This is a genomic window from Actinoallomurus iriomotensis, assembly GCF_030269445.1.
Taxonomy (GTDB): domain Bacteria; phylum Actinomycetota; class Actinomycetes; order Streptosporangiales; family Streptosporangiaceae; genus Actinoallomurus; species Actinoallomurus iriomotensis.
In genome coordinates, this window is sequence record NZ_BSTJ01000005.1 from 382,389 (window position 1) to 397,523 (window position 15,135).

Genomic DNA, 15,135 nt, shown 5'->3' on the forward strand with positions numbered 1-15,135 from the left:
GGGGGAACCTAGTTTAGAGAAAGAATTTCCCGTATGGTCCCGCAGACAGTGAACATCATCCGCGATCTCCGCGACAGACTAGGGGTGAAGCTCGTGACCGCTCTCGCCGAAGACTCGGTGGTGTCCCTCGATGGCCGCCTCCAGCCGTACACGTACCAGCGTCATGAGCTGATCGAGCCCGACTGGCGTCGCTTCCCCGGCTGGCGCGAGGTCACCACGGCCGAGTGGGAGTCCGCGCAGTGGCAGCGCGCGCACTGCGTCAAGAACGTCCGCCAGCTGCGGAACCTCATGGGCGACCTGCTGAGCGAGGAGTTCTACGCCGACCTGGAGCGGGACCAGCGCGAGCGGGCCACCATGTCGATGCTGCTGCCCCCGCAGATGCTCAACACCATGAACGTCGACAGCACCGAGGCCTTCTACGCCGACCCCGTACGGCGCTACATGCTCCCGGTGTTCAGCGACCGGCGCACCGACTGGCCCTCGCACCCGTTCGCCAGCCGCGACTCCCTGCACGAGGCCGAGATGTGGGCGGTGGAGGGGCTGACCCACCGCTACCCCACCAAGGTCCTGGCCGAGCTGCTGCCCACCTGCCCCCAGTACTGCGGCCACTGCACCCGCATGGACCTGGTCGGCAACTCCACCCCGCAGATCGACAAGCACAAGTTCGCCCTCAAGCAGCCCGACCGGCTCGAGGAGATGCTGGCCTACCTGCGCGACACCCCGCAGGTCCGTGACGTGGTCGTGTCCGGCGGCGACGTGGCGAACATGCCGTGGGCGCGCCTGGAGGGCTTCGTCGACCGGCTGCTGGACATCGACAACATCCGCGACATCCGCCTGGCCACCAAGGCCCTCATGGGCGTGCCCCAGCACTGGCTGCAGGACGACGTACGCGCCGGCGTGGAACGCCTGGCCACCAAGGCGCGCAAGCGCGGCGCCCAGCTCGCCATCCACACGCACGTCAACGCCGCCCAGTCGATGACGCCGCTGGTCGCCAAGGCGGCCCAGGCCATGCTCGAGGCCGGCGTCCGCGACGTGCGCAACCAGGGCGTGCTGCTGCGCGGCGTCAACACCAGCGTCGAACAGCTGCTGGACCTGTGCTTCGCGCTGCAGGACAACGGCGTACTGCCCTACTACTTCTACCTGTGCGACATGATCCCCTTCAGCGAGCACTGGCGGCTCTCGCTCGCCGAGGCCCAGCGCCTGCAGCACGGGATCATGGGGTACCTGCCCGGCTTCGCCACCCCGCGCATCGTGTGCGACGTGCCCTACGTCGGCAAGCGCTGGGTGCACCAGGTCGCCGACTACGACACCGAGCGCGGCATCTCCTACTGGACGAAGAACTACCGCACCGCCCTGGAGGCCGACGACCCCGAGGCCCTGGAGCGCCGGTACGAGTACTACGACCCGATCCACACGCTCCCCGAGAGCGGGCAGGCCTGGTGGGAGGACCACGCCCGCGAGGCCGACGGCCGGGACGTCGGCCTGGCCGCGGCCAGCCGCGCCGCCTCCGAGGCCATCCGGGACGCCTAGTACGTCACCGGGCCGTGGCCGGTCGGGTCAGGAGACCGTGAACCCGTCGCAGCCGATGTAGTAGGCGTCTCCGTTCGGGTGCACGTGGTACCACACCACCGTCCACGTGCCCGTGCCGAGGTCGTAGGCCCAGTCCTTCGGCTGGGAGAAGTCCCGCGGGTAGTGCAGGGTCGCCCAGCCGTCGGCCCTCAGCGCGACCGGGCGCGTCGTGACGATCCCGGTGATCCGGTTGCCGCGCAGCGCCACCGGGGGACGCATCTCGGCCGCGACGTAGTAGCCGCTGGGCGCGCCGTCGGCCGCGCGGAACCCGACGTCGACGCTGCCACGCGGCGCGGCCGGTTCGCGCGGCGCCGTCCACTGCGCCCCCAGCGCCTGCGAGGCGCTCTCGGTCCGCACGGCGGGCGCGCATCGGCCGTCACGGGGCGACCAGGCCAGCGCCGCGAAGTCCGCGTCGGTCTCCTTGGAGAAGACGTCCGTGGGCGTCCCGGCGCCCGTGGGGCGGGTGGGTCCGCCGGTGACGCCCGGCGAACGGCCGGCCCGCGCCGTGCCCGATGACGAAGGGGAGTCGGTCGCGCCGCCGGCGCCCGGCAGGAACTGGAACAGCAGCACCCCCGCGGCGACGGCCGCCGCCGCGCCACCGCCGATCACCGCGAGCAGGGTCCGGCGGGAACGCGCGGCCGGGGCGGGCCCGGTGAGCACGCCGGTCGCCCGGTCGTGGCCGGAGGGCACGAGACCGTGGGCGACCGCCGTCGGAAGGTCGGACGGCGGGACCTCGGTCAGGTCCAGCAGCCGCCGGTACGCCGGGTCCTCGGTGATCGCGCCCGGGACGCCGCACAGCGCCGGCACCTGCCCCGCGGCGGGCCGCGCCGCGGGGTCCTTGTCGGCACACCGCGCGATGAGCCCGGCCAGGGCCGGATCGACCCCGGCCACGTCGATGGGCTCGTGAACGCTGCGGTAGATCACCCCGTGGGAGTCGCCCGCGCCGAACGGCGGACGCCCGGTGGCCGCGTACGCGAGCGTTCCGGCCAGCGCGAACACGTCGGCGGCCGGGCTCATCCGCTGCCAGCGGATCACCTCCGGCGCGAGATACCCGGGCGTGCCCGCCGCCGCGCCGGTGTGCGTGATCGCCGTCTGGTCGTCGCCGCGGGCGATCCCGAAGTCGATCAGGCGCGGACCGTCCGGGGCCAGGATCACGTTGTGCGGCTTGAGGTCGCGGTGCTGCACCCCGCGCGCGTGCACGTCGGCGAGCGCCTCACCGAGCGCGGCCATCAGCCGCAGGCAGGTCCCCACGGGCAGCGGCCCGTGCCGCGTCACGGCCTGGGTCAGGGTCGGTCCCTGGACGTACTCGGTGGCCAGCCAGTACGGGGGCGCGTCGAGGCCCGCGCCGACCAGCGCGGCGGTGAACGGGCTGCGCAGCTCACCGACGGTCGCCACCTCACGGCGGAACCGCGCCAGCGCCTCGGCGCTGTCGAAGTCGGCGCGGATCACCTTGAGCGCGACGTGCCGGCCGCCCGGGGACAGCCCGAGGTAGACCTGCCCCATCCCGCCCGCGCCCAGCCGCGCCAGGACCCGATACCCGCCGATCTCCGCCGGGTCGCCGGCGCGCAGTGCCTCCATGGTCGGGCGCTCCGTGGTGATCCGTTGGTGCACGCCGGTCGTGCGATCCGGACGATCTTAGCGATCAGGGATCGGTGCCCGGACCCGCGCCGGATCGGATCAGGTGCCCGCCGGACCGCCGCCGGGCACCAAGACGCCGTCGACGCGGCGGGGGATGCCCGGGCCGGCGTCGCGCAGCTCGGGCGGGAGCAGCGCCTCCGGGGCGTCCTGCCACGTGACCGGGCGCAGGAACCGCCGGATCGCGGTCGTGCCCACCGAGGTGTGCAGCGGGTTGGACGTGGCCGGGAACGGGCCGCCGTGGTGCATGGCGTGGCTGACCGCGACGCCCGTGGGAAAGCCGTTCCACACGAGCCGGCCCGCCCGCTCCCGCAGCACCGCGGCGAGCCGCGCGGGAAGGTCGGTCTCCCCCTCCCCGGTGTGGACGGTCGCGGTCAGGTTGCCCGGCAGGCCCGACAGGATCTCCAGCAGCGCTTCGGGCCCGTCGTACTCCACCAGCACACCGGCCGGCCCGAAGCACTCCTCCAGCAGCGGCCCGGCGAAGTCCTGCGCGCGCACCGTGAACAGCACCGGTGCCAGCGGCCCGTCGCCGGCGGCCAGGACCGCCACGCCCCGCTGCCCCGTCAGCCGGTCGACGCCGTCGCGGAACCCCTCGGCGATCCCGGCGTTCAACAGCACCGTCCCGCCCAGGTCACGTACGCGGCGGGCCGTCTCGGCGCGGAACCGCTCCCCCGCCTCCCCGGCCGGGACGAACGCCAGCCCCGGCTTGGTGCAGAACTGCCCGGCGCCGAGCGTGAACGAGGCGACGTACCCCTCGGCGATCTCGGCGGCGCGCCCGGCGGCGGCCTCGGGGGTGACCACCAGCGGGTTGAGGCTGCCCATCTCGGCGTAGAACGGGATCGGGTCGGGCCGGGCGTTCGCCACGTCGAACAGGGCGCGCCCGCCGCGGTAGGAGCCGGTGAAGCCGACCGCGCGGATCGCCGGATGGCCCGTCAGGTCCGTGCCGGCCCGGGCGCCGTGGACCAGTCCGATGGTGCCCTCCGGCGCCCGCGCCTCCCGTACGGCGGCGTCGAGCAGCTCAAGGCACAGCTGGGAGGTGGCCGGGTGGGAGGGGTGCGCCTTGGCCACGACCGGGCAGCCCGCGGCGAGGGCCGAGGCCGTGTCGCCGCCCGGCACCGAGAAGGCCAGCGGGAAGTTGCTCGCGCCGAACACCCCGACCGGCCCGAGCGGGACCAGCATGCGGCGCAGGTCCGGCCGCGGGCCCATCGGGGTCGGGCCGGCGTGGTCGATGGTCGCCTCGACGTAGGAGGCCTCGTCCAGGACCTCGGCGAACAGGCGCAGCTGGAAGCAGGTGCGGGTGAGCTCGCCGTTCAGGCGCTGCTCCCCCAGCGCGGTCTCGCGGTCGGCGACCGCCACGACCCGTTCCCGTGCCTCCTCCAGGGCGCCGGCCATCGCCCGCAGCAGCCCGGCGCGGCCGTGGCGGCCCATCGCCTCCAGTCCGGGGAAGGCCGCCGCCGCCCGTTCGCACGCGGCGGCGGTCTCCTCGGCGGTGCTCTCCTGCGCGACGGTGGTCACGACCTCACCGGTCCGCGCGTCGACGCTCGTTACCGCGGTCACCCGCGATCACTCTCCCTTCGGGACGGCCGGCACTCGCCTACGAGCGTGCCACTACGGCGTGCCGCGGGTGCGCGCGGCCCGGTACTCGGCCACCACCAGGTCGGTCAGCTCCCGCAGCGAGGTCTCCGCGGCGGCCTTGTCGAAGGTGATCTGGCCGTGCTGGAGCAGGTTGACGCGGTCGCAGACCTCCAGGACCTGCGCGTAGTTGTGCGCGATGATGATCACCGAGACCTCGCCGCGCTCCTTCAGCCCGCGGACCAGGTCCAGGATCAGCGCGCCCTCCTTGGCGCCCATGGCCGCGAGGGGCTCGTCGAGCAGCAGGATCTTCGCCTCGGAGTACACCGAGCGCGCCACCGCGATCGCCTGCCGCTGCCCGCCGGACAGTTTGGCGACCTCCACGTCGACCGAGGGGATGTTCACCCCCATGTCCTCCAGGTGCCGGCGGGCGAGCCGGCGCATGGCCCGGTTGTTCAGCAGCGGCCAGCGCACGCGCTCACGGCCGAGGAACATGTTGTGGTAGACGCTCAGCTCGTTGATCAGCGCCAGGTCCTGGTAGACGGTGTCGACGCCGAGGGAGCGCGCGTGCTCGACCGACTTGAGCGTCACCTCCTGCCCGTCGATGAGGATCCGCCCGGAGTCGGGCTGGTGGAACCCGCACAGGATCTTCATCAGCGTCGACTTGCCCGCGCCGTTGTCGCCGATCAGCCCGAGCACCTCGCCGCGCTCCAGGCGCAGGTCGATGTCGGTGAGCGCGGTCACCGCGCCGAAGCTCTTGGCCAGGTGCTCGGCCCGCAGCACCTCGGTCGGGAGTCCTCCTTCGTCGGAGGAAGGACCGGGCACACTGTGCTTGTCGATTCCCTCGCTCCGCTCGCTCATGACCGGCCCGCCCTTCGCAGCCTCGTCAGATGGACGTTGAGGATCATCGAGACGAGGATCGCCACACCCAGGATGATGTTGAACGGGTTCGCGCTGATGCCGATGAGGTTGAAGCCGTTCTGCAGTTCGGCCAGCACGAGCGCGCCGAGCAGCGCGCCGATCACCGTGCCGGAGCCACCGGCCAGGGCGGTGCCGCCGATGACCGCGGCCGACACGGCGGTGAACATCGCGCCGGTGCCGCCGGAGCTGGGGTCGATCGTGGACGTGCGGAACGCCTCCAGGATCCCGGCGAACGCCGCCAGCGCGCCCGTCACCATGAAGTTGCCGATCTTGATCCGGGCCACCTTGATGCCCGCCTCGCTCGCGCCCAGCAGGTTGCCGCCGACCGCGACCGTGTGCAGCCCCCACCGGGTGCGGATCAGCACGAGGTGGAAGAACGCCACGATCAGCACGCACCAGATCAGCTCGGACCAGTCCGCGTGCCCGAACCAGCCCGCCAGTCCCTGCGCCGCCGGCGGGATCTCCGCCGGATAGGCGTGGGACGTGGTGAGGGTGATGCCCTGCACCAGGAACATCGTGCCCAATGTCGTCACGAACGAGGGCACTCGCAACAGCACCGTCACCGCCCCGTTGACCAGGCCGATCACGGCGCCCGCCAGCAACGCCACCACGATCGCGATGATCGGGTACATGCCGTAGTAGTCGACCAGGTAGTGCATCAGGAACGGCGCCAGCGTGAACACCATCCCGGCCGACAGGTCGATCTCGCCGCTGACCAGCAACAACACCTCACCGACCGCGACGATCGCGTACGGGGCGGTGCCCTGGGAGATGTTCACCAGGTTGTCGTGGCTCAGGAACTCCGAACGGGCCGACTGGAAGTAGATCAGCAGCGCGACCGCCACGACGAGGATCGTCGCCTCGCGCCGCCGCAGGAACGCGTCGGCGGCACGGCCCAGCGGCCGCGGCGTGCGCGGTGCCGGCGTCTTCGCCTCGGGCGCCTCCGTCTCACTCACGGGGCCGCCCATCACTTGTGCGCGATGGGGCCGGAGTGGTTCAACAGCTGCTGCTGGGTACTGGAGCCCTCGAACCGGGTCTTGGTCGCCAGGTACGGCTGGACGTTGTCCTTGGTGACGAACAGCAGCCCGGTGTTGGTCTCCGACGGCGCGGCCAGCCCACCCGACAGCTTGTACAGCCACAGGTACAGCACCGGAAGGAACCCCTGCAGGTACGGCTGCTGGTCGATGGTGAAGTCCAGGTTCCCCGCGCTGACCGCCTGCAGCGTCGCGGGGTTGAGGTCGAAGCCGCCCGCGGCCACGCCCTTGCTCTTGAGCCCGTACTTGGCCACGACCTTGCCGACGCCCTCGGTGGAGCCGGCGTCGACGGCGAACATGCCCTTGAGGTTCTTGTGCCCCTGGGCGTACGCGTCGATGGTGGACAGCTCCTTGGGCAGTTCGGCGCCGCTGGCCACCGACGTGAAGTTGATCGGCTTGCCGGAGGCCTTGATGGCGTCCTTCGCGCCGTCGATGCGCGGCTGGATGTTCAGGGACCCCGGCGTCGCGATGAACCCGACCGCGTCACCCCCCTGCATGAGCGAGGCGATGCGCTGACCGAGCTGGTAGCCGGAGGTGTACAGGTCCTGGCCGATGTAGGCGAGCCGGTTCGAGCCGGGGTCGCCCTTGGCGCCGTCGGCGTTGTAGGAGACCACCGGGATGCCCGCGTTCAGCGCCTTGTCGATCGGCGCGCGGAACGCCGTCTTGTCCACGACCGCCACCGCGATGCCGTCGGCCTTCGCGGAGATCGCCGAGTTCAGCGCGTTGACCATCTGCGGCACGACCGAGTCCTGCGAGCCGGTCCACTGGAACTCACAGTTCAGCAGCGCGCAGGCGTCCTGGGCCCCGTACTGGGTCGGGGTGAAGAACGGGTTGGTCGTCACGTGGTTGACGAAGACGAACTTCCACTTCGGCGTCGAAGGGAAGGGCCCCACGCCGCCCTTGGCGGTCGAGCCGGCGTCCTTCTTGTTGCTGGAGGAGCACGCGGCGAGCAGCGCCGACGCGGCCGCGGCGGCACTGACCATGCCCGCTCCGCTGAGAAGCCGCCGTCGCGTCGCGCCCTCCAGGCCGAGGGTGTCGACGGCCTCTTCGACCTTGGGGTGGACCTGGGTCATCACGAACCTCCGGGATCAGTGGCGGTGGGCCGAGCACGCGCGGCGCCGACCTCAGGGACGCGCATCCCCCGCCCGCCCCCGATCCGGGCGGTTGTTCGGTATTTCGAACGTCGTTCGAACACCTTGCCGCGACCGTAGAATCCGGTGCCAGGCCTGTCAAGGACCGGCCGGCAGCAGCCGTGAGGACCCGCTCTCCACCGCGTCGGGCCGGTAGCGGCGGAGCATCGCCAGCCCGATCGCCGCGCGGCGGACCCGCTCCCGCGCGGTCGCCACGGCCACCGGCTCCAGGTGGCGGCCGGAGGGGTAGATTCCCGGGGCGTTGCGGACGGTGAACTTCAGGTGGACCGGCGCTGCCACCCGTACGATCTCGGGCACCTCGTAGTAGCGGACCGTCCCGCCGAAGTCGTCGGCGCCCTCGACGTACAGGTCCAGCGGCACGTCGACGGCCGCGCGGATCGCGGCGACCTGCGCGAGGCTCAGGTCGACCGGCAGGTTGACGGTGGTGACGCCGAGATCCTCCAGCAGCCGCGCGGTCGCGGGGTTGGCGGCCGGCAGCGACACCGACGACTTCAGGATCAGGTCGGGGGGCAGATCGCCGGTGCTCTTCATCCGGCCCAGCACCCACAGCTGGCCCACGTCACCGACCAGGACGCTGCGCAGCCCGAGCCCGACCGCGCGCACGACGTCCTCGATGCCGTACACGAGCTGGTCGGCGCCGCGCAGCGAGCCGGAGCCGACCGCACCCGACGAGGCCGTCACCTGCACGCCGACGTCCCAGGAGGCCCGCGGGCCGACGAACAGGCAGATCTCGATATCGTGCTCGACGCCGAGGGCGAGCATCTCCCGGATCTCCGCGTCGGTCTGCAGCATGATGCCGCTGCCCTGGCTGATCCGGTGCACCCGCACACCGTGCTCGCGGGCGGCCTCGACCACGGCGCGAAGAGCCGACGGCCCCTCCACCGAGGGGATCTCCACCCGGTACTGCCCGCCGTCGGGAAAGCGCCGGGCCGACTCCGGCGGCACACCGAGGTCACGCTCCGGCAGCCCCAGCGAGGACAGGTAGCGCCGGGTGGCACCCATCGGATCGACCGGACGGGCTGCGTTTCCAGTTCCCTCGCTTCGCTCGGTCACGGCGCCTCCCTGTTCGACATTTCGGACGCGATACGGACTGCTGCCGGCATCTGGACGGTAAGTGCGTGTTCTGCCAGCGTCAACGGCCGTTTCGCCGGGAACGCGACATGCACCGGGCGGCCGCGTGCCGTTGACACGGCCGCCCGGCCATGCCTAGCCTGCGCCCGAGATTTCGCACAGCGTTCGGCGGGCGGTGATCGGCGATGGGACGTACGGTGCCGGCGGTCACCCGCGCGCTCGACGTCCTCGAGCTGTTCCTCGACCGCCCCAGCCTGTCCGCCCCGGAGATCACCGAGCGTCTCGGGCTGCCCCGGACGACCGTCCACGAGCTGGTGACCACCCTCACCGACCGCGCCTACCTCATCCCGACCCCCGGCCAGCCGACCCGCTACCGGCTCGGCATGCGCCTGTTCCAGCTCGGCAGCGTCTTCGCCGAGCAGCTCGACCTCGCCCACGAGGCGCGGGAGGTCGCCCGGCGGGTCGCGGCCCACTGCGACGAGACGGTGCACGTCGCCGTCCTCGACGGCGCGGACGTCGTCTACATCGCCAAGGTCGACAGCACCCACCCGGTACGGATGGTCTCCGCGGTCGGGCGGCGCCTGCCCGCGCACTGCACCGGCGTGGGCAAGATGCTGCTGTCCGGCCTGTCGCCCGACGCCCTGGACGCACGCGTGCCGCGCGACCGCGACCTGCCCGGCATGACACCGCGCAGCATCACCTCCCCCACACGGCTGCGCGCCCGCCTGGAACGGATCCGCGAGGCCGGGCTGTCCTACGACGAGTGCGAGTCCAACGAGGCGGTCTACTGCATCGCCGCCCCCATCTACGACAACACCGGCGACATGGTCGCCGCGATGAGCATCTCGACGCCGAGCCTGCGCTGGAACGACGAACTCCGCGACCAGTGGAGCGAGCTGATCCGCCGCGGCGCCGCGGAGCTGTCCCAGCGGCTCGGGCACCGGCCGCCCTCTCCCTGACCCCGCGCCCCGATTCCGCCCCCGACCAGTGAGGAGGCCCCGCGTGCGCATCACCCGCCTGTCCACCCACGTCGTCGGCACACCCTGGCGCAACCTCACCCACGTCCTCGTCCACACCGACGAGGGCCTGACCGGAGTCGGGGAGGCCCGCATGCTCGGGCACACCGACGCGCTGCTGGGCTACCTGGCCGAGGCCGAACGCAACCACGTCGTGGGCTCGGACCCCTTCGACACCGAGGACCTGGTCCGGCGGATGAAGTACGGCGACTACGGCCGGGCCGGCGAGATCGTCATGTCCGGGATCGCCTGCGTCGAGATGGCCTGCTGGGACATCGTCGGCAAGGCCCTCGGCCAGCCCGTCTGGCGGCTGCTCGGCGGGAAGGTCCGAGAGCGGATCAAGGCCTACGCCAACGGCTGGTACACCGTCGAGCGCACCCCCGAGGCCTTCCACGCCGCCGCCACGAAGGTGGTCGAACGCGGCTACCGCGCGCTGAAGCTGGACCCCTTCGGCGACGGGCACTACGAGCTGGACCGCGCCGAGACGCTGCGCTCGGTCTCACTCGTCGAGGCGGTGCGCGACGCGATCGGCCCGGAGGCGGACCTGCTCGTGGAGATGCACGGGCGTTTCAACCCCGCGACCGCCATCCGGCTCGCCGGCCTGCTGCGCCCCTACGACCCCGGTTGGATCGAGGAACCCTGCCCGCCGGAGAACCCGCGGGCCCTGGCGAAGGTCGCCGCCCACACCGACCTGCCGATCGCCACCGGCGAGCGCATCCACGACCGCTTCGAGTTCCGCGAACTGTTCGAACTCCAGGCCGTCGACGTCATCCAGCCCGACATCTCCCACATCGGCGGCATCGCCGAGACCCGCAAGCTCGCCGCGACCGCCGAGACGCACTACGTCATGGTCGCCCCGCACAACGTCGGCGGCCCGGTGCTCACCGCCGCCAGCCTCCACCTGGCCGCCTGCACCACCAACTTCAAGATCCAGGAGCACTTCAACGACTTCGCCGACGCCGCGATCAAACAGGTCGCGCCGGGCCTGCCCGAGGTCGTCGACGGATACTTCACCCTGCCGCGGGAACCGGGCCTGGGGGTGACGCTCGACGTGGAGGCGTGCGCGCGGTTCCCACGGCAGCGCGCGAAGTTCGACCTGTTCGCCGAGAACTGGCACCTGCGCGACCCCGAACGCACGGCATCGCGCGACGCGGCGGGCGCATGAGCGGGCGACGCGAAGGCGCCTCTCCGGAGAAGCGGTGTCCATGAGCCGCGCGCTGGTGGTCCACGAGCCGGGAACGTACGAGCTGGTCACCGGGGATCCACCCGAGCCGGGTCCGGGCGAGGTCGCCGTACGGGTGGCCGCGGCGGGCATCTGCGGCAGCGACCGCGAGCTGGTCGAGGGCACCCGGCCCGCGGCGTTCGTTCGCTACCCGATCGTCCCGGGCCACGAGTGGTCCGGCGTCGTGGCCGCCACCGGCCCCGGTGTGGAGCCGCGGCTGACCGGACGGCCGGTGGTGGGCGAGGGCTTCCGCAACTGCCAGGTCTGCGACCGCTGCCGCGAGGGCGCGGCGAACCTGTGTTCGGCCGGGTACGACGAGACCGGCTTCACCCGTCCCGGCGCGTTCGCGGACACGCTGGTGCTGCCGGCGCGGCTGCTGCACGTCCTGCCGGACGGCGCCGACCTGCGCGCCGCCGCGCTCCTCGAACCCGCCGCCGTCGCCGCGGCCGCCGTCCTGTCCGCCCGGGTCGAGCCCGGCGAACGGATCGCCGTGGTCGGCGCCGGCACGCTGGGCGCCCTGTGCCTGCGGATGCTGTCGCTGTCCTCCCCCGCCGGGCTGGCCGCCACCGACCCGCGCGCCGGACGCGCCGACACCGCCCTGGCCTGCGGCGCGACCCGCTTCGAGAGCGGGCCGCTCCCGGCCGGCGGCTACGACGTGGTGGTGGAGACGGCCGGCGCGCCCGGCACCGCCGCGACGGCGATCGCCCTGGCGCGCCGGGGCGGCCGGGTCGTGCTCACCGGCATCCCGGGGCAGGCCTCCACCGTCGACCCGGTCGCGATCGTCGGCGGGCGGCTCACCGTCACCGGTGTCTTCGGCGCACCCCCGGCGGCCTGGACGCACGCGGTGCGCCTGTTCGCCGCCGGCCTGCTCGACCCCGGCCCGCTGGTCACCCACGAACTGGACCTCGCCGAGTTCGGCCGTGCGATGGACCTGCTGCGCGGCGCGGACGGCGACGTCGGCAAGGTCCTGTTGCGCCCCTGAGTCAGCGCCGGGCCGCCAGGTACTCCTTCACCTCCGGTGACGCCTTGGCGTACGCGCCGGAGTCGAAGGGCGGCTGCGGGTCGTACTCGATCGCGAGCTGGCACGCCTCGGCGACGGTCCGTCCCGCGACGAGCTCGGCCAGCCGCAGGGCCATGTCGATGCCCGAGGAGACCCCCGCGGCGGTGATGACGCCGCCGGGCTGCTCGACGACCCGCCGTGCCGTGTACGTCGCGCCGTAGGACTCCAGCTGCCCGACCGCGCTCCAGTGCGTGGTGGCCTCCAGCCCGTCCAGCAGACCGGCCGCGCCGAGCAGCAGCGAGCCGGTGCACACCGACGTCGTCCACCGCGTCGTGGCGTGGATCCGGCGGATCCACGCCAGCAGCGGCTCGTCGGTGACGCGACGCCGCGCGCCGGGACCGCCGGGCACCAGCAGCACGTCGGCGCGGGCGACGTCCGTCAGGGCGGCCGTCGCGACGAGGGAGAGCGAGCCGTCCCCGTCCGCGCACGGACCGGCGGCCTCGGCGGCGAAGACGACCTCGGCCTCCGGAAGCATCCGCAGGACCTCGTACGGGCCGACGGCGTCGAGCGCGGTGACGCCGTCGAAGATCGGGATGACGATGCGCACGGGCATGCCTTTCATCGAGGCCGGGGCCCTCAGCGGGCCGCGGCGCGGGCGGAGAAGTGCCGTCGGTACTCGCCCGGGGTGACCTGGACGGTGCGTCTGAAGCTGCGATGCATGGTCTCGACGGTGCCGAACCCGCAGGCGCGGGCCACCGACTCCAGAGGGGCCGCGGTGGTCTCCAGCAGCCGCCGGGCGGCCTCGACCCGTGAGTTTTCGACGTAGGCGGCCGGGGTCCGGCCAGTCTCGGCGCGGAAGACGCGGGCGAAGTGCCGCTCGCTCATCGCGGCGCGGGCGGCGAGGGCCGGCACGGTCAGGTCACCGTCGGGGTGGCCCGCGATCCAGCCGAGGACCTCGCGCAGCGGCACGCGTACCGGTCGTCGCGCGGCGAGCTGGGTGCTGAACTGCGCCTGTCCTCCGGGCCGCTGCACGAACATCACCAGCTGACGGGCGATGGCGCGCGACACCTCCGGCCCGTGGTCGTCCTCGACCATCGCGAGCGCCAGGTCCATGCCCGCGGTGACGCCGGCCGAGGTCCACAGGTCACCGTCCCGAACGAATATCGGGTCGGGGCAGACGACGGCCTCCGGATGCCGCTCGGCCAGCTCTCCGCAGCGTCTCCAGTGGGTCACCACGCGACGTCCGGCCAGGAGCCCGGCCGCGCCCAGGAGGAACGCGCCGCTGCACACCGACGCCGTACGCCGGGCTCCGCGGGCGGTCCGGGCGAACCAGTCGACCAGGCGCCGGTCCGCGCACGCCCGGTCGATCCCCTCCCCGCCGACGACGACCAGCGTGTCCACCGGGCCGGTCATCTCGTCGACGGTCATGGTCGGGGTGACCGGCAGACCGCCGCTGGAGGGGACCGGGCCGTGCGCGGCGGCCACGGTCTCCACGACGACGCCCCCGGTGATCCGCCCCGCCTTGGTGAACACCTCGTGCGGCCCGGTCAGATCGAGGATCTGAAACCCCGGGAACACGGCGAAGACGACGCGGCGGCTGGTCATGCCCCCACTGTGGCGGCGTCCGTCCGACGGCCGCAAGGACACGGAAATGACGATTTCCGCCATCGCCGAGCGACGATGGCCGCCGGGCCGGCCGTGGACAGGAGGGACCCGCTGTCCGTTTCGTCCGCTCGTAGGCCGTAACGTCACCTGGGTGAGCCATCCCATCGGCGCGAGCGCCACCGTCGACGAGCTGACCATCGACCCGCATCCGCTGCTCGCCCGGCTGCGGGCCGCCGAGCCCGTTTCCTGGCTGCCCGCGCTCGGCGGGTGGCTGGTCACCCGGCACGACCTGGCCCGCGAGGTCATGCGCGACGCCCGCACCTACACCGTGGACGATCCGCGTTTCTCCACCGCGCGGCTCATCGGGCCCAGCATGCTCTCCCTCGACGGGCCGGCGCACACTCGGCACCGTGAGCCGTTCGCCCGTACCTTCCGGCCCGCCGAGACGCGGGCGCGGTTCACCGCGTTCGTGGCCGCCGAGGTGGACCGGCTGGTCGGCGCGTTGCGGCCGGCCGGGCGGGCGGAGCTGCGCGCCGAGCTGGCCGGGCCACTCGCGGTCGCGGTCGTCGCCGAGGCGCTGGGGCTCGGCGACACCGACGCCGCGACCATCCGGTCGTGGTACGAGGCGCTCGTCGCGGGCGTGTCGGCCATCACCGCCGGCGAGGAGGCCGTGGTGCCCGAGGCGTACGGGCTGCTGCGTGCGCGGGTCGAGGAGGCGATCAAGGAGGGGCGGCCGTCCTCGCTGCTCGCCGAGGTGGCCGCACGGCCCGAGGGCCTGACCTCCGCCGAGGTCGTCGCCGACGCCGCCGTGCTGATGTTCGGCGGCATCGACACCACCGAAGGGATGATCACGAACGCGGCGGCGCACCTGCTCGGCCATCCGGACCAGCTCGCGCTGGTGCGCGAGGACCCCGCGCTGCTCGCCGGCGCCATCGAGGAGTCGGTGCGCATGGAGCCGGCCGCCTCGGTCGTGGACCGGTACGCCGTGCGGGACGTGCGGCTCGGCGACGCGGACATCCGTGCCGGCGACCTCGTTCGGGTCTCGATCGCGGGCGCGAACCGCGACCCGGCCGTCTTCGCCGACCCGGACCGCTTCGACATACGCCGCGAGGACGCCGACCGGCACCTGTCGTTCGCGCGCGGCCCGCACTTCTGTTTCGGCGCGCACCTGGCCCGCCTGGAGACCGCGACCGCGCTGGGCGCCCTGCTCCGGCTCCCCGGCCTGCGCCTGGAACACACCGACGGGCCGCGTGGCCTGGTGTTCCGCAAGCCCGCCGAGGTCCGTGTCCGCTGGACCTCGGCGTGACACGGCCCACCGCCTTTACATTGTAGATCAACT

Annotated in this window: 13 protein-coding genes; 5 read left to right on the top strand and 8 right to left on the bottom strand. The window is 73.0% G+C overall.

Annotated elements, in window-relative coordinates; translation table 11 throughout:
• Positions 1-33 precede the first annotated feature (33 nt).
• Complete coding sequence (locus QSK37_RS22665) at positions 34-1,530, top strand: KamA family radical SAM protein (RefSeq protein WP_285624523.1); 1,497 nt, start codon at positions 34-36, stop codon at positions 1,528-1,530.
• A gap of 27 nt (positions 1,531-1,557) precedes the next feature.
• Here QSK37_RS22665 and QSK37_RS22670 read toward each other — a convergent pair whose 3' ends face one another.
• The 6 genes from QSK37_RS22670 to QSK37_RS22695 all read right to left on the bottom strand — a co-directional run bounded on the left by QSK37_RS22670 (position 1,558) and on the right by QSK37_RS22695 (position 8,884).
• On the bottom strand, positions 1,558-3,147 hold the full coding sequence (locus QSK37_RS22670; protein ID WP_285624526.1) for a serine/threonine-protein kinase: 1,590 nt from the start codon (positions 3,145-3,147) through the stop codon (positions 1,558-1,560).
• A gap of 99 nt (positions 3,148-3,246) precedes the next feature.
• Positions 3,247-4,761: an aldehyde dehydrogenase (NADP(+)) gene (locus QSK37_RS22675; RefSeq protein ID WP_285624528.1), complete on the bottom strand. Its 1,515-nt coding sequence runs from the start codon at positions 4,759-4,761 to the stop codon at positions 3,247-3,249.
• 51 nt (positions 4,762-4,812) lie between these two features.
• On the bottom strand, positions 4,813-5,637 hold the full coding sequence (locus QSK37_RS22680; protein WP_285624530.1) for an ATP-binding cassette domain-containing protein: 825 nt from the start codon (positions 5,635-5,637) through the stop codon (positions 4,813-4,815).
• Positions 5,634-6,653: an ABC transporter permease gene (locus QSK37_RS22685; RefSeq protein ID WP_285575488.1), complete on the bottom strand. Its 1,020-nt coding sequence runs from the start codon at positions 6,651-6,653 to the stop codon at positions 5,634-5,636. The genes QSK37_RS22680 and QSK37_RS22685 overlap by 4 nt, the downstream gene beginning before the upstream one ends.
• 11 nt (positions 6,654-6,664) lie before the next feature.
• Positions 6,665-7,804: a sugar ABC transporter substrate-binding protein gene (locus QSK37_RS22690; RefSeq protein WP_285624532.1), complete on the bottom strand. Its 1,140-nt coding sequence runs from the start codon at positions 7,802-7,804 to the stop codon at positions 6,665-6,667.
• A 156-nt stretch (positions 7,805-7,960) separates the two neighbouring features.
• Positions 7,961-8,884, bottom strand: coding sequence for a U32 family peptidase (locus tag QSK37_RS22695; protein WP_285624534.1), 924 nt, complete (start codon positions 8,882-8,884; stop codon positions 7,961-7,963).
• A 254-nt stretch (positions 8,885-9,138) separates the two neighbouring features.
• On the opposite strand from QSK37_RS22695, the gene QSK37_RS22700 reads away from it, so the two are divergent.
• The 3 genes from QSK37_RS22700 to QSK37_RS22710 are packed head-to-tail and all read left to right on the top strand — an operon-like array spanning position 9,139 to position 12,173.
• Complete coding sequence (locus tag QSK37_RS22700) at positions 9,139-9,912, top strand: IclR family transcriptional regulator (RefSeq protein WP_285624536.1); 774 nt, start codon at positions 9,139-9,141, stop codon at positions 9,910-9,912.
• Between the two features lie 43 nt (positions 9,913-9,955).
• Positions 9,956-11,134 carry a mandelate racemase/muconate lactonizing enzyme family protein gene (locus QSK37_RS22705; protein WP_285624538.1) on the top strand — a complete coding sequence of 393 codons (1,179 nt, stop codon included), beginning with the start codon at positions 9,956-9,958 and terminating at the stop codon, positions 11,132-11,134.
• Positions 11,135-11,174: 40 nt separating this feature from the next.
• Positions 11,175-12,173 (top strand): zinc-dependent alcohol dehydrogenase, encoded by a 999-nt coding sequence (locus QSK37_RS22710; RefSeq protein ID WP_285624541.1) that lies wholly within the window; start codon positions 11,175-11,177, stop codon positions 12,171-12,173.
• A 1-nt stretch (position 12,174) separates the two neighbouring features.
• Here the strand turns inward: QSK37_RS22710 and QSK37_RS22715 are convergent, their stop codons facing one another.
• On the bottom strand, positions 12,175-12,804 hold the full coding sequence (locus QSK37_RS22715; RefSeq protein ID WP_285624544.1) for a DJ-1/PfpI family protein: 630 nt from the start codon (positions 12,802-12,804) through the stop codon (positions 12,175-12,177).
• Positions 12,805-12,827: 23 nt separating this feature from the next.
• Positions 12,828-13,796, bottom strand: a complete 969-nt coding sequence (locus tag QSK37_RS22720) for a GlxA family transcriptional regulator (protein WP_285624546.1) — start codon at positions 13,794-13,796, stop codon at positions 12,828-12,830.
• Between the two features lie 151 nt (positions 13,797-13,947).
• On the opposite strand from QSK37_RS22720, the gene QSK37_RS22725 reads away from it, so the two are divergent.
• A complete protein-coding gene (locus tag QSK37_RS22725; protein ID WP_285624549.1) occupies positions 13,948-15,102 on the top strand; it encodes a cytochrome P450 in 1,155 nt (384 codons plus the stop codon).
• Positions 15,103-15,135: the final 33 nt, after the last annotated feature.

Coding starts and splice junctions, on each gene's coding strand:
- QSK37_RS22680 (WP_285624530.1), bottom strand. CDS start 5,637: ATGAGCGAGCGGAGCGAGGGAATCGACAAGCACAGTGTGCCCGGTCCT.
- QSK37_RS22700 (WP_285624536.1), top strand. CDS start 9,139: ATGGGACGTACGGTGCCGGCGGTCACCCGCGCGCTCGACGTCCTCGAG.
- QSK37_RS22710 (WP_285624541.1), top strand. CDS start 11,175: ATGAGCCGCGCGCTGGTGGTCCACGAGCCGGGAACGTACGAGCTGGTC.
- QSK37_RS22690 (WP_285624532.1), bottom strand. CDS start 7,804: ATGACCCAGGTCCACCCCAAGGTCGAAGAGGCCGTCGACACCCTCGGC.
- QSK37_RS22695 (WP_285624534.1), bottom strand. CDS start 8,884: ATGGGTGCCACCCGGCGCTACCTGTCCTCGCTGGGGCTGCCGGAGCGT.
- QSK37_RS22715 (WP_285624544.1), bottom strand. CDS start 12,804: ATGCCCGTGCGCATCGTCATCCCGATCTTCGACGGCGTCACCGCGCTC.
- QSK37_RS22665 (WP_285624523.1), top strand. CDS start 34: ATGGTCCCGCAGACAGTGAACATCATCCGCGATCTCCGCGACAGACTA.
- QSK37_RS22720 (WP_285624546.1), bottom strand. CDS start 13,796: ATGACCAGCCGCCGCGTCGTCTTCGCCGTGTTCCCGGGGTTTCAGATC.
- QSK37_RS22670 (WP_285624526.1), bottom strand. CDS start 3,147: ATGGAGGCACTGCGCGCCGGCGACCCGGCGGAGATCGGCGGGTATCGG.